Source organism: Planococcus citreus, from assembly GCF_003664125.1.
In the GTDB taxonomy this organism is placed as follows: Bacteria; Bacillota; Bacilli; order Bacillales_A; family Planococcaceae; genus Planococcus; species Planococcus citreus.
On sequence record NZ_RCCP01000001.1, the window covers coordinates 548,007 to 569,164 of the forward strand.

At 48.8% G+C, this 21,158-nt stretch carries 23 protein-coding genes; 12 read left to right on the forward strand and 11 right to left on the reverse strand.

Features of this window, described 5'->3' with window-relative positions; translation table 11 throughout:
• Window positions 1-79: 79 nt before the first annotated feature.
• A complete protein-coding gene (locus DFR62_RS02820) occupies window positions 80-1,456 on the forward strand; it encodes an FAD-binding oxidoreductase (protein WP_121297935.1) in 1,377 nt (458 codons plus the stop codon).
• Between the two features lie 127 nt (window positions 1,457-1,583).
• On the opposite strand, the gene DFR62_RS02825 is transcribed toward DFR62_RS02820, so the two are convergent.
• Window positions 1,584-2,228: a CPBP family intramembrane glutamic endopeptidase gene (locus DFR62_RS02825; RefSeq protein ID WP_121297936.1), complete on the reverse strand. Its 645-nt coding sequence runs from the start codon at window positions 2,226-2,228 to the stop codon at window positions 1,584-1,586.
• A gap of 224 nt (window positions 2,229-2,452) precedes the next feature.
• Here DFR62_RS02825 and DFR62_RS02830 point away from each other — a divergent pair, with 224 nt between their 5' ends.
• On the forward strand, window positions 2,453-3,451 hold the full coding sequence (locus DFR62_RS02830) for a TRM11 family SAM-dependent methyltransferase (protein WP_121299460.1): 999 nt from the start codon (window positions 2,453-2,455) through the stop codon (window positions 3,449-3,451).
• A gap of 85 nt (window positions 3,452-3,536) precedes the next feature.
• On the opposite strand, the gene DFR62_RS02835 is transcribed toward DFR62_RS02830, so the two are convergent.
• Window positions 3,537-4,382 carry a LysM peptidoglycan-binding domain-containing protein gene (locus DFR62_RS02835; RefSeq protein WP_121297937.1) on the reverse strand — a complete coding sequence of 282 codons (846 nt, stop codon included), beginning with the start codon at window positions 4,380-4,382 and terminating at the stop codon, window positions 3,537-3,539.
• Between the two features lie 466 nt (window positions 4,383-4,848).
• Here DFR62_RS02835 and DFR62_RS02840 point away from each other — a divergent pair, with 466 nt between their 5' ends.
• A complete protein-coding gene (locus DFR62_RS02840) occupies window positions 4,849-5,424 on the forward strand; it encodes a hypothetical protein (RefSeq protein ID WP_121297938.1) in 576 nt (191 codons plus the stop codon).
• 54 nt (window positions 5,425-5,478) lie between these two features.
• On the opposite strand, the gene DFR62_RS02845 is transcribed toward DFR62_RS02840, so the two are convergent.
• Both DFR62_RS02845 and DFR62_RS02850 read right to left on the reverse strand, forming a co-directional pair.
• Window positions 5,479-5,784 (reverse strand): hypothetical protein, encoded by a 306-nt coding sequence (locus tag DFR62_RS02845; RefSeq protein WP_121297939.1) that lies wholly within the window; start codon window positions 5,782-5,784, stop codon window positions 5,479-5,481.
• Between the two features lie 90 nt (window positions 5,785-5,874).
• Window positions 5,875-6,525, reverse strand: a complete 651-nt coding sequence (locus DFR62_RS02850) for a LytTR family DNA-binding domain-containing protein (protein ID WP_121299462.1) — start codon at window positions 6,523-6,525, stop codon at window positions 5,875-5,877.
• 180 nt (window positions 6,526-6,705) lie between these two features.
• On the opposite strand from DFR62_RS02850, the gene aceA reads away from it, so the two are divergent.
• From aceA to DFR62_RS17460, 3 genes are read left to right on the forward strand one after another with little or no spacing between them, the layout of a single operon-like run.
• Window positions 6,706-7,998, forward strand: coding sequence for an isocitrate lyase (gene aceA / locus DFR62_RS02855; RefSeq protein ID WP_121297941.1), 1,293 nt, complete (start codon window positions 6,706-6,708; stop codon window positions 7,996-7,998).
• Window positions 7,999-8,003: 5 nt separating this feature from the next.
• Complete coding sequence (aceB, locus tag DFR62_RS02860) at window positions 8,004-9,596, forward strand: malate synthase A (RefSeq protein ID WP_121297942.1); 1,593 nt, start codon at window positions 8,004-8,006, stop codon at window positions 9,594-9,596.
• 18 nt (window positions 9,597-9,614) lie between these two features.
• The gene (locus tag DFR62_RS17460) at window positions 9,615-9,743 is read left to right on the forward strand and encodes a YhfH family protein (protein WP_194098862.1); all 129 of its coding nucleotides are present in this window, start codon (window positions 9,615-9,617) and stop codon (window positions 9,741-9,743) included.
• A 46-nt stretch (window positions 9,744-9,789) separates the two neighbouring features.
• Here DFR62_RS17460 and DFR62_RS02865 read toward each other — a convergent pair whose 3' ends face one another.
• Window positions 9,790-10,083 (reverse strand): hypothetical protein, encoded by a 294-nt coding sequence (locus DFR62_RS02865; RefSeq protein ID WP_058383316.1) that lies wholly within the window; start codon window positions 10,081-10,083, stop codon window positions 9,790-9,792.
• 127 nt (window positions 10,084-10,210) lie between these two features.
• On the opposite strand from DFR62_RS02865, the gene DFR62_RS02870 reads away from it, so the two are divergent.
• Window positions 10,211-10,870 (forward strand): HAD family hydrolase, encoded by a 660-nt coding sequence (locus DFR62_RS02870; RefSeq protein WP_058383315.1) that lies wholly within the window; start codon window positions 10,211-10,213, stop codon window positions 10,868-10,870.
• Between the two features lie 31 nt (window positions 10,871-10,901).
• Here DFR62_RS02870 and DFR62_RS02875 read toward each other — a convergent pair whose 3' ends face one another.
• The 4 genes from DFR62_RS02875 to pcp form a co-directional block, all read right to left on the reverse strand.
• Window positions 10,902-12,005, reverse strand: a complete 1,104-nt coding sequence (locus DFR62_RS02875) for an ABC transporter permease (protein WP_121297943.1) — start codon at window positions 12,003-12,005, stop codon at window positions 10,902-10,904.
• Window positions 12,002-13,261 (reverse strand): ABC transporter permease, encoded by a 1,260-nt coding sequence (locus DFR62_RS02880; protein ID WP_121297944.1) that lies wholly within the window; start codon window positions 13,259-13,261, stop codon window positions 12,002-12,004. Before DFR62_RS02880 ends, DFR62_RS02875 begins: the two co-directional genes overlap by 4 nt.
• Before the next feature lie 13 nt (window positions 13,262-13,274).
• Window positions 13,275-14,207, reverse strand: a complete 933-nt coding sequence (locus DFR62_RS02885; protein ID WP_121297945.1) for an ABC transporter ATP-binding protein — start codon at window positions 14,205-14,207, stop codon at window positions 13,275-13,277.
• A 169-nt stretch (window positions 14,208-14,376) separates the two neighbouring features.
• Window positions 14,377-14,988 (reverse strand): pyroglutamyl-peptidase I, encoded by a 612-nt coding sequence (pcp, locus tag DFR62_RS02890; protein WP_121297947.1) that lies wholly within the window; start codon window positions 14,986-14,988, stop codon window positions 14,377-14,379.
• Window positions 14,989-15,121: 133 nt separating this feature from the next.
• Here pcp and DFR62_RS02895 point away from each other — a divergent pair, with 133 nt between their 5' ends.
• From DFR62_RS02895 to DFR62_RS02910, 4 genes are all read left to right on the forward strand, one after another.
• Window positions 15,122-15,892, forward strand: a complete 771-nt coding sequence (locus DFR62_RS02895; protein ID WP_121297948.1) for an ABC transporter substrate-binding protein — start codon at window positions 15,122-15,124, stop codon at window positions 15,890-15,892.
• A gap of 31 nt (window positions 15,893-15,923) precedes the next feature.
• Window positions 15,924-16,583, forward strand: a complete 660-nt coding sequence (locus DFR62_RS02900) for an amino acid ABC transporter permease (protein ID WP_101190766.1) — start codon at window positions 15,924-15,926, stop codon at window positions 16,581-16,583.
• Window positions 16,576-17,298: an amino acid ABC transporter ATP-binding protein gene (locus DFR62_RS02905; RefSeq protein WP_121297950.1), complete on the forward strand. Its 723-nt coding sequence runs from the start codon at window positions 16,576-16,578 to the stop codon at window positions 17,296-17,298. Before DFR62_RS02900 ends, DFR62_RS02905 begins: the two co-directional genes overlap by 8 nt.
• Before the next feature lie 102 nt (window positions 17,299-17,400).
• Entirely contained in the window at window positions 17,401-18,270 is an 870-nt protein-coding gene (locus tag DFR62_RS02910) for a hypothetical protein (protein ID WP_121299464.1), read from the forward strand.
• A 50-nt stretch (window positions 18,271-18,320) separates the two neighbouring features.
• On the opposite strand, the gene DFR62_RS02915 is transcribed toward DFR62_RS02910, so the two are convergent.
• A complete protein-coding gene (locus DFR62_RS02915; protein WP_158290803.1) occupies window positions 18,321-19,088 on the reverse strand; it encodes a serine hydrolase in 768 nt (255 codons plus the stop codon).
• Between the two features lie 159 nt (window positions 19,089-19,247).
• On the opposite strand from DFR62_RS02915, the gene DFR62_RS02920 reads away from it, so the two are divergent.
• Complete coding sequence (locus tag DFR62_RS02920) at window positions 19,248-19,520, forward strand: hypothetical protein (protein ID WP_058383306.1); 273 nt, start codon at window positions 19,248-19,250, stop codon at window positions 19,518-19,520.
• Between the two features lie 70 nt (window positions 19,521-19,590).
• On the opposite strand, the gene DFR62_RS02925 is transcribed toward DFR62_RS02920, so the two are convergent.
• Window positions 19,591-20,598 carry an LLM class flavin-dependent oxidoreductase gene (locus DFR62_RS02925; protein WP_121299466.1) on the reverse strand — a complete coding sequence of 336 codons (1,008 nt, stop codon included), beginning with the start codon at window positions 20,596-20,598 and terminating at the stop codon, window positions 19,591-19,593.
• Window positions 20,599-21,158 lie beyond the last annotated feature (560 nt).

Below are 21,158 nucleotides of genomic sequence, written 5' to 3' on the forward strand. Positions count from 1 at the left end.
TATACTTTTAAGTTACCGTTCCACCTCGCGAGAAAAAGCCAGTGCATGCTCTTGTATAAATAAAAAAGGAGTTGTTCAAATGTCCATTAAAACGAATGACGAGTGGATCAAAATCTTATCAGGCCGCTTGAACCCCGGCCAATTATCCACAAGCGAAGGCGAACGCTATCGCCATAGCCACGATGAATCCGATCACCAACCTGTCGAACCCGACGTGGTCTGTTTCCCCGAAAGTACAAAAGATGTCCAGGCGGTGCTCTTGATTGCGAAAGACCATCACATTCCGGTCACGGCTTTTGGTGCCGGCTCTGGTCTCGAAGGATCCGCCATACCGATCAGAAAAGGCATTTCGCTTAATTTTGAACGGATGAATCAAGTGCTTCATTTTGCACCCGAAGACTTGCTCGTGACTGTTCAGCCCGGCATTACACGTCTCGCCTTGAACCAGCGCATCAACCGGCATGGCCTGCAGTTTCCTATTGATCCCGGTGCCGATGCATCGATCGGCGGCATGGCAGCGACCAACGCGAGTGGCACGACCGCCGTCCGCTACGGCGTCATGCGCGACCAGATCCTGGACATGGAAGTCGTGCTGGCAAACGGCAGCATCATCCATACCGGAACGAAAGCAAAAAAAAGTTCTTCCGGTTATTCCATCGGCGGTCTGTTCGTTGGTTCAGAAGGAACGCTTGGGATCATTACCGAAATCACCTTGAAGCTCCACGCCATCCCGGAACATACCATTGCGGCATCGTGCACTTTCGAAACGCCGCGCGAATGTGCCGAAGCGGCGAACAGTGTGCTATTGATGGGCATCCCGGTGCAGCGTATGGAATTCGTCGATGCCCCGAGCATTAAAAAGGTCAATGAATACGGTGGCTATGGGCTTCCTGAAAAACATTCGCTGTTCTATGAATTTGCCGGACTGACGCAGTCGGCCATTGAAGACGCCCGCCTCGCCGAGGAACTCATGGAGGATTTGGGTGCGCAAAATTGGCATGTCGCCGCCGATGCTGAAGAACGCGCCACGATCTGGAAAGCACGCCATGAAATGGCCTATGCCTACCGCCACCAACCCGGCGTTTCCGTCACGGGCGGCGACGTCTGCGTACCGATTTCCAAATTGCCGGAGCTTCTGGAACACGGCCGTGAACTGATCGAAGCGAGCGGATTGGAAGGCGGCCTGCTTGGCCATATCGGCGATGGCAATTTCCATACCTGCATCGTGTACGACCCTGAATCCATTGAACAAAAACAATTGGCTTTCGGAATTAACGACCAGCTGGCGTTCCGTGCGATTGAACTTGGCGGCAGTTGCACAGGGGAACACGGCGTCGGTCTCGGCAAGCAAAAATTCCAAGAAAGTGAACATGGCGAAGCCTTGGCTCTTTTCAAAAACATGAAGCAGATGCTCGACCCGGACAATCTATTGAATCCCGGGAAGATCTTCGCATAGCGGCCATCATCTTCAGCAATAAAATAGGCTATAGGCCAGCTTATGTATCATCTTTTTTATCCACACCAAAAATCCCCGGCAACTTTATTTACACAAAGTTGCCGGGGATTTCTATTCATCTATCAACTCAATAAACCCATAAAAAGAATACTACGGACGAAAAATTCGCCAAAAAATGTGAAATGGCGCTGATCCAGGCATTGCCTGTTTTGTAAAAGACAATCCCGAAAAGCAAGCTATTGATGAACACAAAGAATAAATCATATACAACGATAGACGCATCTCCTAAAACGGCATGGCCGAGCGCAAAGAGCAACGACGATAGCAGCAATGCCGGAAGAATGGGCATCGCTTTGCCCAATTGATTTTGGAAAAAAGCACGCCATGCAATCTCTTCCCCTAAGGCGAAAAAGGCTAATTGAAAAACTAACAGCAACAGCAAATCCCAGGATAGAAAAGCTTCGGTTCTCGCGACGACATGCACGAGATAATCAGGCAAAAAAACGAGGGCAATGCCGATGCTGACCAAATTCACCACTACCGGAAGAATGATCCACAGCCAGATGCCTTTGTATTTCAAATTCTGCCGCACGTTCCGGAGGTCCAATCCACTTTCATGCGAAGACTGCTTTTCTCTCCGTTTAATGATAAAAAAGAAAATGATGCCGATGATCACGGCAAGTCCCGCAATTTCGATTCCTGAAAAATTGGCGAATGACAGGATCGCCATAAGGATCATGCCGATTGACGGCAATACACCGATGTTTTTCATCCGTCCACCCCTTCAACTGATTTAGAAACCCCAAAGTGATGTTTCCAGTTTCTTCTAGCTTTACAATTCTGCTCAACTCCTGTTATTCCTCCTTTGGTGTGGCGTCTCTGTTGTTTCATAAACTAACTCACCATTTGGAAGCCCATTATCCGCTTTTATCGCTTTTGATTCGAGACAATTGGTATACTGTTCAAGATAACAAGCTTCAAGAAGGACGGGATGAATTGAAACCATTATCGCCAACAGGCGGATTTATATATACCTATGCTTATCATCAAGACGAGAAGGATTTATGCCAATTGGAAATGCGCGCATTTTTCGGTGAAGACACTGGCGGAAAAGTCATCAAAAGCAGCCGCAACATCGCTCCAAGCCGGAGCCCATTCATCAAGGAACGAATCGAGCTCTTGTTTGAAGAAGCCGAGTTCGCGGATATTGTAAAACGGGCTGGTGGATTGGACATGGAGGATTCCACATTTAAAGTGATCTTTCCGAAAATCAACGGCTTGGAGGCGGCTGAGCAAGTGGATTTTGATGAAAAGCGTGACATGGAGCGCCAAATCGGCTTTGTCATTAAAGGAAAAGCCGATGTCCACAACCCCGATATCATATTTGGGTTGATTCCATATAATGGCCGCTGGCATTTCGGCATCTATCAATTGAGCGAGTCGGTCTGGTTCAAACATCAGCAAAAACCGCGTGAATACTCAACTGCTCTCAGCACGAAAACCGCTCGCGCCATCGCCAATATTGCCGTGCCGGATCCGAAGGGAGTTAAAGCGATCGACCCTTGCTGCGGAATCGGGACGGTGCTCGTCGAAGCTTTATCGATGGGGATCGACATCGTCGGCCGGGATATCAATCCGCTCGTCGTTGACGGTTCGCGGGAAAACATCGCGCACTTCGGCTTATCTGGATCGGTTGACTTGGGTGCGATTGCCGACATTACAGAGCAATATGACGTTGCCATCATCGACATGCCCTATAACCTGTACACCCACGCAACCCCCGATGAACAACAGGAAATCCTGAAACACGCTTTGCCGGTCACCGAAAAACTGCTTGTCGTCACCATCGAACCGATTGACCATATGATCGAACAAGCAGGGTTCACGATAATTGACCGCTGCATCGCGAAAAAGTCGTTGTTCCTGCGGGAGATTCTCGTCTGTGAAAAAATAGGGATGCCCTCTTATGCCGGGAAGAACTTTCAACAAGCATGAAATACAATGCGCGACCGTAAAAAATCACCCCGACAATTAGTTCGGGGTGATTTTTCGCTAGCCGTCCAAACGCCTACTCCATTTGCTATTCCAGTTCTTGCACCGCATAGGAAACCATTTCATAGCGTTCGCCGACCCGTACGACCGTAAATGTCAGCCTAAGATCATTGCGATCCGCCAGATGCTGGATGGGCTCGTTACCTTGGTAAAGGTTGACCGCGTAGTAATCATTGCCGACTTTCACTTCGATCACGCGGCCGTCTGCCAGCCCGAATGGCTCTTCAGTGGTGAGTTCAAGAACTTTCCCAGTGATTTTAAGCGGCTGGAGCACTTGCAATTCTCCGCTGGGCAAAGTGATGGTGTTGCCGAATTTATTTCGCAACGTGTATTTCGTATCGCCTGACTTCACATAGTACGTTGCAGAAGTCCGCTCAATTACTCCGACATCTGGGTACAGCGTCAAGACTTGTCCGATCATGATCAAGTCTGATGTCAAATTGTTCATTTTCTTAATGCTGTCGATCGACACGCCTGTTCGTTTGGAAATGGAGTATAAAGTATCCCCTTTGACCACTTGATAATTTCTTGCATTTAAATCTTCCTGGTTTCCGGACCATGGTTGGGTTTTATGCGGGATGGCGATTTTTTGCCCAACGATGATTTTCGTGCTCGTCGTGAAGTTCGCCGCCATCAGCTGTTCCACCACCAAGCCATACTTTTTCGCGATGCTGTAGAACGTATCCCCTTTTTGGACAATGTAATAACTGGCCACTTCGGTAGCTGCACTGGGTGACAGGATAGGGCCTGCCGCTGCTGCGGATGAGACTAGCGCAAATGATAAGAGAACTTTAGATAGCCGTTTCTTCCCTTTCGGCGTTCGTGGCTCTTTCTGGTTGGCTGGAGGGACAGGTGTCAAATGAAGTTCAGTCATTTTACCTCCCTACTTTCCTGTTTTATTTTATATCCACCACTACTTAAGTACCCTTTTATTAAAAATAACAATCATTAATTTGTTATTATTACAGCATTTTCACATTTCGTTATACCGTATGTAAATCTTTCACTTTCCTGACTTCTATCCATGGGGCAGTCATCAATTGCTACATTCCCCCTTAATATAAGGTGTTGGATATTTTGACATCGCCTACATCAATGGCTATCATAAAACCATAGAATTAATTCTGCTCCATAACAGGGTCAGGCCATCGTTCATGCGCGAATGTCGCCCCTTTTCCAGTGATTGATTGTCCCATATTTTAATAATTCGGTAGAGTGAGCCAGACAATTGAGCTGGAGTAACACCAAGAGAGCGGAAGCTTCTTTTTGGTGTTTTTATTTTGCATAATAATCCTATTTATATACTTTTTGTTGTTAACAAAGACAGAAAGGAGAATTCGATGTTCGGTTTTTCTGATTTTATTTCACTCGTGATTTCCGCTTTTATCATACTGCCATTAACGATTCTCATAAGGGAAACGGGATATCTGATTGCCAGCGGCGTTGTCGGGGTGAAAAATCCGAGGCTGACGATCGGCTCAGGACCGCGTGTTTTTAAAATCGGGATATTCGATGTACGCAAGTACTATCAATTGTACAGTTGGTTTTCTTACGATTCATTGAAGAGAGACAATAAATTCGCTTATATTTTTTTATATGGGAGCCCTATCATGATGACGCTTGTTCTGGCATTGTCACTCAATGCGCTCCTTGCTAATGGCGTCCTACAGTCATTCATGACTTTTTGGGATCGATTTATTTTCTACGCTATTTTTTACCTATTGTTTGATGTGGTGCCGATGAAAATGCAAGGGGGCATGCCCAATAACGGCATGATTATTTACGAGATGCTGCGGTATGGGAAACGGATGGATTACAACGAAAGCCCTTTTATCCCTGCAACATCAGACGTGGAACAAGACCAGGAAGAGCTTATCGAGAAACTTAAAAACCAACGAAGTGAACAGGAAAAATAAATACACAAACAAAAAAGCCGTTGCTTTCCAACGGCTTTTTTATATGGAAGAAACTTATATCCACCAATTCCACGAAACGACGAGCGCGACGATGGAGACGACAATCGAAGCAATGACTGCCATGGAACGTTCCCTCCGGATCAACATCGAAGTAATGCCAGAGACCAACGCGACGACAAAAGAGGCAAGGGACATCAGCAGCAGAAACGACAAGAGCAGGTTATCGGACATCTCCCCCCCGAACGCCAGCGGCAACTCCTGGAATGCACCGGCAAGCGCGATGAGCAGTGCCAATAGCAGCGGGACGACCGTGAAGACAACAGATATATTGCCGAGCTTGGATTTAGGCCAGATTGTCATATCAGCCTCCACCTTTCCCCTCGTTTTATGTTCTGCATAGTGTATTCCACTTGCCGCCCCCATTTCCTGCCGAACGAATTGTAAAAATTGTTAAAATCCGAGGCGGCTGCGCACTTCGGCTGTGTAGTTTTGGCTGACGGGAATCGTCGAGCCGTCACGCAAAGTCAAAACATAATTCGAAGCGACATCTTTTGCGATTTCTTCTATATAATGCACGTTGACAATAAATGAACGATGGACGGTCAGGAAATAATCGGGCAATTGTTCTTTCAGGTTCTTCAGTGTATGGCTCGAACAATATGGATCTTCATCTGCATAGAACCAGGTTTTCTTTTGGCTGCTTTCGATATGGGATACTTTCTCGACGGGAATCGGCCGCCAACTGTCGTCTTGCTTGCCTGTCAAAAAGGCGAGCGGCTTTTTTCTCCCTACCACATAATCGGGCGGCAAAGTGATGACCAGCACGGCATCTCGGTTGTCGATGGTAATCGGGTAGCCAATGCCGTAATAAGCAGATCCAAGAACAGCTTCTTCAACATACATCTCGACTTTGCTGCCTTCTTTTGCAACGCGTGCCGCAATGGTGCCGGATGATACTGGCTGCCCTTCTTTAATGGAGAGATCGTGGACACCGGCTTTATAGTAGATATACCGATTATCGGCTGCAACCGCGATCGATGCCTCTTTCGGAATCCAGTCCCCGATGATGAATCCTACCTGTTCCAATACAGTGTTTGCCATAGCCATTTCCCCTTTCAAGTCCATTCGTCCGAATATTCCGCCTCTTATCCGCCTATATCGGCTTTTGTCATTTTTTCAGGACAGGCTGAATATTCTGTTATATATTAATATACATCAAAACAAACTGTATTAATACAGTTGATTTTAAAAATATTTCTACACCGGAAAGGGATGGTTGGAATGGTAAACAAACAACAGCAAATCGAGGAACTGAACAAAACATGGCAGGAAGATAAACGCTGGGAGAACATCGAGCGTCCATATACAGCGGAAGATGTTGTCAAACTCCGCGGATCAGTCATGATCGAGCATACACTCGCGAAACGCGGTGCAGATCGCCTCTACCGCCAGATTAACGAAATGCCTTTTGTCAACGCACTCGGTGCACTGACTGGCAACCAGGCAGTCCAGCAAGTAAAAGCAGGACTCCAGGCGATTTACTTGAGCGGCTGGCAAGTAGCAGCGGACGCAAACTCCGCAGGCCAAATGTATCCTGACCAAAGCTTGTACCCGGTTAACTCGGTTCCGGATGTTGTCCGCAAAATCAACCGTGCATTGCAGCGTGCAGACCAAATCGACAGTGTCGAAAACACAGAAGGCTTCGACTGGTTCGCACCGATCGTCGCAGATGCTGAAGCTGGATTTGGCGGCCCCCTTAACGTATACGAATTGATGAAGTCAATGATCGAAGCTGGCGCAGCTGGCGTTCACTTTGAAGATCAACTCGCTTCCGAGAAAAAATGTGGACACTTGGGCGGGAAAGTATTGCTTCCGACTCAAAACGCAGTGAAAAATCTTGTCTCTGCTAGACTTGCAGCTGACGTCATGGGCGTTCCGACACTCATCATCGCACGTACGGATGCAGATGCAGCAGACTTGATCACAAGCGATATCGATGAGCGCGACCACCAGTTCATCACCGGCGAACGCACACCGGAAGGCTTCTACCGCACAAACCCAGGCATCGACCAGGCAATCGCCCGCGGCCTTGCTTACGCACCATACGCTGACTTGATCTGGTGCGAAACGTCCCACCCGAACTTGGAAGAAGCACAGCAATTCGCTGATGCCATCCATGCACAGTTCCCGGGCAAGATGCTTGCGTACAACTGCTCGCCTTCATTCAACTGGGCTGCGAAGCTTGACGAGGAAACCATCGCGAAATACCAAGTTGAACTTGGCAAGATGGGTTATAAATTCCAATTCGTTACACTTGCAGGATTCCATGCACTCAACCACAGCATGTTCGAACTGGCTTACGACTACAAAGACAACGGCATGGCTGCTTACTCGAAATTGCAGCAAGCTGAATTCGCTTCAGAATCAAAAGGCTACACAGCAACTCGCCACCAGCGCGAAGTGGGCACAAGCTACTTCGATGAGATCTCACAAATCGTTTCCGGCGGAACTAGTTCAACGACGGCGATGAAAGGCTCGACTGAAACCGAACAATTCCAGACAGTGAAAGGGTGATTTGATTGCTGACGAAATCGAATGTACAGATTACAGGTGAAGCAGTTCCAGGCATGGAGGAGATCCTGACTCCTGAAGCGCTGGAGTTCATTGAGAAGCTGCACACTCGTTTCGACAAGCGTCGGATCGAACTTCTGGAAAAACGCCAGGTGCGCCAACAAGAACTCGATAGCGGCAAGAAGCTAGACTTCCTTCCTGAAACGAAAGAAATCCGTGAAGGGGACTGGAAGATCGCCCCCCTTCCGGAAGATATGAAAGACCGCCGAGTGGAAATCACCGGCCCGACCAACCGCAAAATGCTCATCAACGCGCTGAACTCCGGCGCGAAGATGTTCATGGCGGACCTCGAAGACGCGACAGCGCCAAGCTGGTACAACGTCATCGACGGACAAGTCAATTTGCGTGATGCAATTCGCCGGCAAATCGATTTTGAAATGCCTGAAACCGGCAAGAAATATGCGCTCAACGAAAAAACTGCCGTCTTGATGGTCCGCCCGCGCGGCTGGCATTTGCCGGAGAAGAACCTTCTCATCGATGGAAAGCCGACTTCCGGCAGCCTTGTCGATTTCGGACTTTACTTTTTCCATAATGCGAAAGAACTGATTGACCGCGGCACTGGCCCTTACTTCTATTTGCCGAAGCTTGAGAGCCACCTGGAAGCCCGACTTTGGAACGACGTGTTCATCTTTGCACAAGATGAGCTCGGCATTCCGCAAGGCACGATCCGGGCGACGGTGTTGATTGAGACGATCATGGCAGCATTCGAAATGGACGAAATCCTTTACGAACTGCGCGACCATTCTGCGGGACTCAACTGCGGCCGCTGGGATTACATCTTCTCTGTCATCAAGCGGATGCGCAACAATCCGGAATACATTTTCCCGGACCGCTCCCAAGTAACGATGACGGTTCCATTCATGAAAGCCTATACCTCGCTATGCATCAAAACCTGCCACCGAAGAGGCGCTCCGGCGATGGGTGGCATGGCTGCACAAATCCCGGTCAAGGGCGATGACCAAGCAAACACGGCCGCTTTCAACAAAGTTGTCGAAGACAAACGCCGTGAAGTGACGGATGGACATGATGGCACGTGGGTCGCCCATCCAGGCATGGTCCAGACGGCGATGGAGCAATTCGACAAATACATGCCAACGCCGAACCAAATCGACAAACAGCGCGACGATGTCCACGTGACCGCAGAGCAGCTGGTCGAAGTTCCGGAAGGCTCGATCACTGAACAAGGCCTCCGCTCCAATATCTCGGTCGGCATCCAGTACATCGCCTCTTGGCTCTCCGGAAACGGGGCTGCACCGATCAATAATTTGATGGAAGATGCGGCGACAGCGGAAATTTCCCGCTCCCAAGTGTGGCAATGGATTCGCCATCCGAAAGGCGTACTGGATGATGGCCGCAACGTCGACGTCAGCTTGTTCCACGAAATCATCGAACAAGAAGATGCGTTGATCAAACAAACGGTCGGCGAAGAACGCTATAACACCGGACACTACGCGGAAGCCCGCGAGTTGTATACAAGTCTCACGTTGCAAAGTGATTTTGCTGAATTCTTGACGCTGCCAGGGTACGAAAAACTAACCTAATAACTGGAGGAGATCACTATGAAAAACATGCAAACATTTGAGACGCGTACACGTAAAGAATGCCGGGAATGCGGTTGTGAAATCAAGGAACGCCGCGAATCGATCATCTACGAATGCGAACGCTGCATCGCGAATAAAGACGAATAGACAATAAAGAAGGGAGATCCATAATCGGATCTCCCTTTTCTATCGTTCATTCCTGGTTTGATGCTTCAATGCGGTAGCTTTCATCAGCTTCGATAGCGTTGAAAATATTGATATAACGCATGCCTTGCTGCGCAGGTTCTTCCGGTGCTTCCTCTTCATCGAGCACTTCCTTGAGCGGTTGCTTGACCGGCTCTTCGACAGTCGCATCGTAGTCTTCCATCAAACTTTGGAGTTCTCCGTATGAGTCGATGCCTCTCGATTCTTTCACTTTTTCAAACAGGCGGTCCGATTCGTCTTGCGTCAATTCCACATATCCGACCGTGATTCGTTGCTTTGCCATGTCTACCCCTCCAGCTTCATCGTTTCTTTTCCATACCCTCGTGAAGAAAAGGGCTAAACATACTTGGTGAAAACTGGAGGTTTCCGCTATGATGGAAACAGCAGGAAAATGAAAGTGGAGGGATTCTATGCGCGTCGCCATATTCGATTTCGATGGCACTTTATATGCAAAAGAGACATTTCAATTGATGATGAACCATTTAAAGAACCACCCGATCCACAGCCGCAGATACCGTAAATTTTACCGTGCCATCATGCCGCCATATATCGGCCATAAACTGAAAATCTACCCGGAAGCGAAAATGAGGGCTCGTTCCGTCCAGGCCTACCTCGCCGCACTCGAGACTTTTTCCAAACAAGAACTGGAAGAATACTTCGGCGAAATCGCCGAACTCATGCACGATGATTTCAACCACGAAGTCGTCGAGCGCCTAAAGCAGCACGTCTCCAACGAAGACTATTGCATGCTCGTCTCCGGCGCATTTACGCCGCTCTTGCATGCCGTAACGAAGGAATTGCCGATTGAGAAAATCATCGGTACAGAAGTTCCTTATGAAGCAGATATTCTTGCACACAGAACACCTGTTATCCATATCCAGGGGCCGCTCAAAACCGAAAAGATCTTGGAAGCACTTGGCGATCAAGCAATCGATTGGAAAAACAGCTATGCCTACGGCGACAGCCTGTCAGATGTACCTGTACTGGAACTTGTCGGCAATCCCGTCGCTGTTCGTCCCGAACCGCGACTGCGAACACTCGCCTCTGAACGTAATTGGGAAATTATTTAAAAAAGAATCGCACATAGCGATTCTTTTTTTATTATGAAGCGCTGCGCCATTCCATCAAACGGATGGCAATCGCCATGCAGATGCTGCCGAAACCAAGCAACAGCAATAACGGAATCGCGACCGCCTGCAGGCCGTTTCCGTAGACGGCGACACTCGTTAACGCCTGCAAACCGTACGTGATGGGCAATGCTTTCGAGACCGCGAGCAGGATTTCATTGGTCACCAGCTCAATCGGCCAGAACGCCCCGCCCACCATCGCCATTCCTGTCGCGACAATCGGAATGACGGCACCAAGCTGCTGCGGTTTGGTGATGAGCGAGATAATCAACAGCCCGAGTGCGACGATGGAAAATGTGTAGCATGCCGCAATGGCGATCAATAGCCAGAATCGATCCCCTAGCTCAAAGCCGAACGCAAAGCGGAACAATAGGAAAATAAGCGTAATCTGGGAAAAACCGATCAAAAAACTATAGCCCAGATGGCCAAGATACATCTGCCATTTGCGGACCGGCGAAATGATCATCCGGCTCCAGGTCCCTGTCCTCTTTTCATCCACGATGCGTACCAGGCTGAACATGATCGTATAGATGACAAAGAACAAGGTCATGCCAAACAATAGCTGAAGCTGCCCATTGTATTGAAAACTGTCTTCCTCGCCTTGCAGCGATTCAACTGATAGCGTTAACGCCGGTTCAGACAAGGCCGACTCCATTTCCGACCTGATTCCTGGTGTCGTTTGCTCCGCATTTTCGAGACGCAATTCTTCTGAATAGATGCGTCTCAGGAACGAATCCAAGGCAAAACGCGCCGGATCTTCCCTGCCGACAAGCAAACGGTAATCAGCTTCAAGCAAATTGACGGCTTGGGAGACGTCTCCTTCCGCTACATATGAACGGGCTTCGGATTCGGACATTAATTCAAACTGGAATTGTTCTCCGCCGTTCAAACGTTCAATCCAAGTTTGTGCTTGCTGATTGTTCATTGATTTATCCGCATAGACGGGAATCATTTGCGGCCCGCTTTGCCCGCCTGCCGCTGTAACAGAGACGAAAATGACGGTAAGCCCGAACATCGCCAACACGAGCAGGGGTTTTCGGTAAAAACGGCGCCATTGCAGTAAGAATACAGCTTTCATGCCGCTCCCCCCTTTCTCGGAAATATGGCGAGTGCCAATAGCAAGAAGATTACTGCTACGACCGCAATCCGCAAGAGCGGACCTGTCAATTGGCCGAGCTCAGGTTCTAACAGCCAGGAAAAATAGGCGGACAGCGCCGCTCCGTTCGGGGTCCAATTGCCGATCGCCCGAAGCATTTCGGGCATGCCGTCAAGCGGCATAAAACTGCCGCCGACAAACGCCATTAGGGAAATGACACCGCCTGAGAAAATCGCTGGCACGGCATCGCTTTCAAGTCTCAAGGTTATAGCGACCATCAGAGCTGCGAGGCAACCGACCGATAATGCCAGTACGATGGAAATGATGGCGATCCCCGACCAAAAAGCCCAAGAATCCGCTGCAAATGCCTGGAACAACAACGCCGACAAGCCGAACAATAAAGTAAGCTGCACCGAGACAATTGCCGCTGCAGCGATGGCCTTGCTGCTCAAATACAGCAGCGGCGGCCGGTTCGACAAACGGATCCGGTCGAAAACCATTTGCTTTTGTTCAAGATTCGCCTGTCCGGCAATTGTGGACCCGACAAACAACACAAACATGACGGCCATGCCGATCGTATAGTATTGAAACGAAGTGATCGGCTGACGTGCAGTGATCGTTTCGATGCCGCCAAACACTTCCGTTGCCGATTGTTGTCCCGACAGCCTGGAAATCGATGCTTCAAAATTTACGGTGCGCACAAATTCGTTGAGGATGGACTTGAGAACATCTGTTTGCGGAGATGATAAATCCGCTACCAGCAATTCCAGTTCGCCGCTTTTGCTTTCGCCAAACAGCATATTTCTCAGGGAATCTTCTGTAAACCCTTGCGGCAAGGTAATGACCGCATCCACCGTTTCTTCATCCAGGCTTTCTTGCGCCTCTGCCCGGCTCATCCGTTCAATCGTTACCAATTCGCTCAAACTCTCATCTTCCAGAAGGGAGACGAGCATCGTTTGCGGACTGGCCGATTCAGCCGCCTGTTTCAGCGCTTGTGTTTCTCCAGGCGGCAGCCCCATTTCCTCGATTTCGTTTTGAAGCGATGCCACTGCCTGCGCTTCGTCCCCTTGTGATACAAGCGCAATGTCCATTTCCAAAGCTTCCAAATCCCCTGAAAAAATGCCGCGCAGTGAAAAGCCGAGAATTGCAATGAGTAAAAAAGGCATCGCTAAAAGTATCAATAGTTCGGAACGGTCGCGGAGCAATAACATGATGTCTTTTATTAAAAAAGCGCCCATAAAGCTCCCCTCCTCAGTCCCTTAATTTGCGACCAGTCAGCCGCAGGAATACGTCTTCAAGGGTCGGCGTCTGGACATTGACGTTGACCACTTGGGCCCCGTAGCGTTCCGCTTCGTGGAACAAAGCCGCAAGCAATCTTGTCCCTTTCGGGATGATCAGCTTCAAGCTATGCTCCTCAGCTGTCGCCTGCTGAACCCCTTCTATTTCGCTGAGTTTCGTGAAGAGTTCCGGATAATTTTGGTCGAAATCGATCAACACCGTTTCCTGATCCGACAAAATCGCTTTGAGCTCTTCTTTCGTTCCTTCCGCGATGACTTTTCCGTGGTCCATGATGTAGACGCGGTCACAGAGCTTTTCCACTTCTTCCATGTAATGGCTCGTATAGAGGACCGTCATTCCTTCGTCCTGGTTGAGCTTGCGAATTGTCTCTAACAGGTGGTTGCGCGATTGCGGATCGATGCCGACTGTCGGTTCGTCCATGATCAGCACTTCCGGTTCATGCATCATCGCTGCTGCCAAATTGACCCTCCGCTGCATGCCTCCAGAATAATTTTTGACCAGCTCTTTTTTTCGGTCTGCCAAACCGACGAGTTCCAGCACATAATCGATGCGCTGTTCGAGCTCGTTTCCCGATAATCCGTAAAGCCGGCCAAAGAACTTCAAGTTCTCATAAGCGCTCAACTCTTCGTATAAGGCTATTTTTTGCGGCACGACGCCAAGCACACGGCGCATTTCACCAGGCTTTTTCAACACGCTCTTGCCGTTAAGCTTCACATCTCCCGAGCTCGGCTTCATCAACGTGGAAATCATGGCAATTGCCGTGGACTTGCCAGCCCCGTTCGGCCCCAATAGCCCAACCGATTCCCCTTGCCTAAGCACCAAACTCACATCATCGACCGCAATGGTATCTTTGAATTTTTTTGTCAGTTGCTGCGTTTCAAGCATAAGGCACCTCCATTCCTAAAACTCTTGTTAAATCTATCCTACTTCAATTCACAAAAAATGCCATTATATTCTATAAGAATATTCACTCTTTTGCTGTGAATTTCTCTCCCATCTATTTCTGCTCACAATAAAAAGACAGAGCTCCAAGGCTCTGTCTTTTTAAGTTTCATTATCTTTCATTAGCCATCGTTTCCAAACAAATCCGCACGCCGCGCAATAAGTCTTCATGGGACCAGCTCGGCAGCTTTCCGTGTTCAATTGCCAATTGGTGATCCGCCGGTATATGGATAAAGCCCGACAGCATTTCCGGCTTGTTTGTGGCTGCGTAATGAAGTCCCTCATACATAATATTATTGCATAGATATGCACCAGCTGTATTGGAAATCTCTGCGGGCAATCCCGCCTGAAGCAATGATTGTGTCATCTTGCGTACCGGCAAAGTCGATAAATAAGCGTCGGGCCCTTGTGCAGAAATCGGTTCATCAATCGGCTGGTAGCCTTCGTTATCCGCATCTCCATCTTTCACATTAAGTGCGACACGCTCAGATGTAATCTTGTAGCGGCCAGCTGCAAGCCCCAAAGAAACGACTGCATCAGGCTTCAACTCATCGATCCATTGCACTATCAGTTCACCTGAATGATTAAAATCGACCGGCAAGATGCGGCTGATGATGCGGTATCCGCCAATCTGTTCGCCATCCAATTTCTCCGCAATTCTCATCGTTGGGTTGACCGTATATTCCAAAAAAGGTTCGAATCCTGTCAAAAGCAAAGTTTTCATCTTTTCACACTCCAATTTTCTGAACTATTTGAATTAATAATTATTCATAAATATGTATAAAAACTCTTTTACTTATTGTGTCGTCGTGTTAAGATTCATTTTATCGAATAAACATACAACGGAGGGAATTAATATGAAAAAATCATACTTACTTGCAGGCGGCGTTTCTGCATTGCTATTGACAGCTTGCGGCCAAGAAGACACAGCGACTGGAGCTGCCGAGCAAAAAGAAGTACTGGAAATGGGCACATCCGCTGAGTTTGCGCCTTTTGAATCGCGCAACCCACAGGGCGACATCGTCGGGTTTGATATCGACCTTGCTAATTATATCGCAGATGAACTTGGGGTTGAACTGAAAATCACTGATATGAAATTCGACGGTTTGATCGGCGCTTTGCAAAATGACCGTGTCGACCTGGTGTTGGCCGGCATGTCTGCGACGGATGCCCGCAAGGAAAACGTCGACTTCTCCACGGAATACAACCATTCTGGTGAAATGTTCGTCTCCCAAAAAGGCTCAGGCCTCGAGACGCTTGAAGACCTGGAAGGATTGACGGTTGGCGTCCAACTCGGAACGATCCAGGAAGAAGGCGCCAAGAGCATCATCGAGGAGGAAGCAATCGATTTTGAACTAAAGGCGCTCGATGATTCCGGCGCATTGATTCAGGAGATTCTTTCCGGACGCATCGATGCTGCCTATATGGATAAGCAAGTTGCGCTCGGCTATATCGAAGCACAGGGGCTCGATGCATTTGACGATCCGACGACGGCTTCTCCTGGCATGGCTGTTGCCTTCCCGAAAGGCAGTGACCTAGTTGATGAAGTCAATGCCGTCCTCGCTGAAATGGAAGAGAGCGGCAAACTCGATGAACTAAAAGACAAATGGCTCACAGACGAGCAGTAAAATTCGCCCTTAGAAAAGAGTTGGAACTGTTATGAATCTAGATTTTTCACAAATCGTCCCGTATATTCCCTTCATGCTCGAAGGCATTTGGGTGACTTTAAAATTCGTCTTTTTCGCGATCATTCTCGGCTCCATTCTCGGGACCGTGCTGGCACTGTTTAAAATCGGTTCAGCAAAGCCGCTGAGATGGTTCGCCGATGCTTATACGTCGATTTTTCGTGGAACGCCGCTTATCTTGCAGCTGATGATCATTTATTATTCGATCCCCCAATTGACCGGCTATGATATCTCGCCATTTCTATCCGCAATTCTCGCATTCGGCTTGAACTCCTCCGCTTATATTTCGGAAATCATCCGTGCCGGCATCCAGGCAGTCGACAAAGGCCAGCTGGAAGCGGCGCAAGCTCTCGGCGTCCCGTATGGCGCGATGATGAAAGACATTATCTTACCGCAAGCGCTGAAGAACATCTTGCCTGCCTTGATGAATGAATTCATCACCTTAACGAAAGAATCCGCCATCGTCTCGACGATCGGCTATCTGGACTTGATGCGCCGCGCCCAAGTGGTCGGGGCAGACTTGTTCCGCAACTTTGAGCCGCTATTGTTTGTCGGCCTGATCTATTGGTGCCTGGTCATGGGCTTAACGGTAATCGGGCGCATGGTCGAAAGGAGATTGAAGCTTAGTGATTGATGTACAAGCCTTATCGAAAAAATTCGGGGACAACCTCGTATTGAGCGATATTACAACCAGTATCCAAAAAGGCGAAGTCGTCGCGATCATCGGCCCGTCCGGCTCCGGTAAATCAACCTTTCTGCGCTGCTTGAATTTACTGGAGACACCGAGCTCGGGAAGCATCGAAATCAATGGCAAGAACTTGACCGCCTCCAAAAAAGAAATTCACAAAATCCGCCAGCAAATCGGCATGGTGTTTCAGCATTTCCACCTTTTTCCCCACATGACGGTGCTGGAGAATTTAATGTATGCCCCGATGAAAGCGAAAGGCCTCAAAAAGTACGACGCTGAAGGAAAGGCACGCCAATTGCTTGAGCGCGTCGGCTTAGCACAAAAAGCCGATGCCTACCCGAATAGCTTATCCGGCGGCCAGAAGCAACGTGTCGCGATTGCACGCGCACTTGCCATGGAACCGGAACTCATGCTGTTCGACGAGCCGACTTCGGCACTCGACCCGGAAATGGTCAAGGAAGTATTAGAGGTCATGAAAGATCTTGCAAAATCCGGCATGACGATGGTTGTCGTCACCCATGAGATGGGCTTTGCGAGAGAAGTCGCAGACCGCGTGTTGTTTTTGGACCACGGTGTCCTTGTCGAAGAAGGCGAGCCTGAAAGCTTTTTCAAACATCCGACGAGCGAACGCGCACGCGATTTCCTGGATAAAGTACTGTAACGGAAAACGTTCATGTGATGCTCAAAACTCTCGCCCATTTTCGGGTTTCCCTCGTGCTATAATCGGTAGTGCAGGAAATACCCGAAATTTGAGGTGGAAATTTTGTTCAGAAAGATTGTCATATTGATCATTACTTTGTTTTTCATGGCACTGATCATTTTTACAGCAGTCATGTTTTTGAAAAATGAAGAAACTCTTTATACCCACGAAGACGTTGAGCTCAGCATCGACAAGCCGACCTTCATCACGCTCGGCAAAGTACAGACGGAAACAGACGGAAATGTCACCACTGACATCTATCCTTTGACCTTCCTGACCTTGTCAATCGGTTCGCTGGCCATTACGGAAGAAACTTTGCCCAACGGTGATGTCCTCCTCTTCGACAAAGTCGAAAATACCGGCTGGATGCCGTTTACGTTTTCGATGAACCGCAGCGGCGTGGAAGATGCCATGATTACCCGCTGGAATGAAGACACGATGCTGCAGCAAGAGGAAGAAACATACGGCACTGATGCCACGCGCAATCCCTTTGGCGTCATTCGCAGTGCAGACACCGAAACGCTGCAAGGCAATATTTATGTGTCCCGCGGCTTGTCGCTTGGAAACGGTGAACGCGTACAGGAACTGCGCCATGAGATCTACGATTTCCCTGTCGAAGAAGGCGTGATGGAAAAGAGCTTATGGCTCCCGCCGAAGCACCAAAGCGAAAGCTGGATGCTCATTTCAAGCGAAGCACTGTTCGACTCACCTGAAACCGAGACCGATTGGGTCCAATTCGCCAACGACAACCGCCGCGCGCAATTCAATTGGCTGACGCCGGATGGCCCGCGCCAAAAGATGGCCTTGACGGATGATTTGCGGACCGAGCTTGCCTATACCATTCCAGAAGATCCGGAATCGGCGTACTCTGAATGGTTCGAGCAGACATCTTCACGCTTTTTTGAATCGATGCAACAGTATTTAGCTGAATAAGCCTAAATCCCCCTCGCCTAGAAATTGGCCAGGGGGATTTTTAAAATTTCTTAAGTAACTGATTTCATCTGTTGATGGATTAAGAGCCCGATATTCGCAATCAAATGTTGGGCTTCCAGTGGATTACCCGCCCCTTCCACAAAAACCGCAGCGATGGCGACATTTTCTCCTTCCCCAAAAACCCCGACATCTGCCTGCAGGCCAGCCAGTTCACCAGATTTTCCGTAAAACTGCACTTCATCTTCCTCGATGGCTCCTGTCAGTTTACGGCTTTGCTGATTGCCCAATATTTCCATGGCCCGTTTTCGCTCCCGCTCCGGCAATACGCCTGGCATGGCGAACGCTTCCATTAAGCGAATCATATCGCTTGCACTGGTTCGGTTATCGAGCCCTTTTTCAGCCGCTTCGAAATCCATGAAGTGCCGCTCGATTTTCGTGTTGTTCAACCCAAGATCGCTGCACGCCTTATTGACGGTTTTTTTCCCAAGCAACTCCAGCACCGTATTCGAGGCGGCATTATCGGAAACGATAATCATCAAGGTCAATACATCCCATAAGGCTAATTCTTTAAGTGATGGCAGATGGTCCAGCACGCCTGCTCCTCCGGTCGGTTTGCCCCCGAACGCAATTTTCTGGCCGCCCGACAGCGTGCCATTTGCGATTTGCCGGCACGCTTCGAACAACAGGGCCAATTTGATCGTACTCGCTGCACGCGTCGGGGCCTCACTATTGATATACACTCGGCTTGCCCGGAATTTAATTGCCACACTCACATGGCCTGAAGACTCGCCAATCAGTTCTTTTATCGCCTTTTCCACTGCTGTCACACATCCTTCCTTGATGATTCATTTCGGCAAAAATCGTTCCAGTCCTTTAAGTCAAATTAATATTAAAAAGACAGAATAATCTGTATAATAAAAAGTGAAAATAGAGCTTGTCCGTCGTTCTTGCGATTTTAACAGAAGGAGGATATCATCATGGAACGCAAATGGGTGGAACGGAAAGAAGTCGAATTGCGGCTCGATGAAGAGTTCAATGCGATTTTGAACATGATCGGCGAAGGCGGCCCGGACTATGCAAGAATCGACGAAGACATGGAACCGAAGGAATTGAGGGATTGGCTTGCTGAAGAATTCGATTCGATCTTGAACATGATCGGCGAAGGCGGCCCAGACTATGCAAGGAACGATGAAGATATCGAAATGCAAATCATGAAGCACGACGAAGCCAAATCCCGAGACCTTCATTGATTGCTCCCCCTTCTTAACCGGAGGGGGATTTTCTATTGAAAAAAGCACCAGCTCAGGGCTGGTGCTCAAATTATTCCATCATTTCCGCAAGCAACGAATACGAATGCAGGCGGTCTTCCTGATAGAAAATCGGTGAATTGACGATGACTTCGTTGGCACGGGTTTTCGAGACAAATGCTTCAAGCTTCTCGCGCACCACTTCTGGCGTGCCGACAATCATCGATTCGGATTTCAGTTTATCCCGGAACATGACAATTTCACGCGGCGTCCATACCGAGCCAAGATCATCAATCGGCGGTTGGAAAGTCGTCGGTTCGCCTTTCATCAACGCAAACATCTGCTGCTGCGAAGACGTGGCGAGCCATTCCGCGCGTTCCTGCGTATCGGCGACGATAAGTGACACACCGACCATCGCATACGGGCTATCAAGCGCCGCTGATGGCTTGAAATTCTGGTGGTACAACTGCAGCGCCTGCATCGTGAAGTCCGGCGCAAAATGGCTGGCGAATGAGAACGGCAAGCCTTTTTGCGCGGCGAGTTGAGCACTGAATCCACTCGATCCAAGCAGCCAGATTGGAATGTCCATGCCTGTTCCGGGGTACGCTTTGACTCGGCCGACCGGTTTATCGGAGAAATAATTCTCCAATTCCATCACTTGCTGCGGGAATTCGTCTCCCGTACTGTGTAGCGTACGGCGCAAAGCATAAGCAGTCGCCTGGTCACTGCCAGGTGCACGGCCAAGGCCGAGGTCGATGCGGTCCGGATACAATGACGCGAGCGTCCCGAATTGCTCCGCAATGACCAAAGGTGCGTGGTTTGGCAGCATGACGCCGCCTGAACCGACGCGGATCGAGTTGGTTTTTCCGGCAATATGCCCGATCAATACGGACGTTGCCGAACTGCCGATGCCTGGCATATTGTGATGCTCCGCCAGCCAGTAGCGGTTAAAACCAAGTTTCTCTACATGCTGCGCAAGTTCTACGCTATTTGCAAATGATTCCGTTGCGTTGCTGCCTTCATTGACCGGCGCCAAGTCGAGCACAGCCACGGGAATCTGCTGAAATGTTTTTTGTGTCATATCTTTAAGCACTCCTTTACCCCTCCTATTGTAACGCTCAAATTTCGGAAGGCGTAAGAAAATGCTCAGAGATCGAATTCCATTTTTTCCCTGAAGCTAAACTGCCAAGTGCATGCACATCCACGTACTGCAGAAAATGCTTATCCAAAGCGCGAGGTTAATCAATAAAATGACGGGGTAGGAAACCGATTCTGCTTTCTTCTTATAGAAATAGATCACGACGAGAATGGCCTCGACTACCCATAGCGGGATCATCCAGAGAAATTCAGGTGCAACAAAGCGCTTGTCCGTTTAGTTCTCCGCGATGGCCCCTTCTGCAAAAAACATGGAAATCGAAATGGCCATAAAGCCGCTGAACAATAAATTGCCCCATAATAAGACTGCTTTCATGCACCGCCACTCCCTATGTAAGTTTGGTGAAAACTTGCCTAAACACAATTTAATCAGAGTGTTGAAGAAGCCTATAATCATCTATAAATGAAAAGAGTGTGACACTATTCCACAATTTAAAAATCAACGAATTATCTCAGTATTTGGAGAAGCGTTCGTTCGACTCCTGT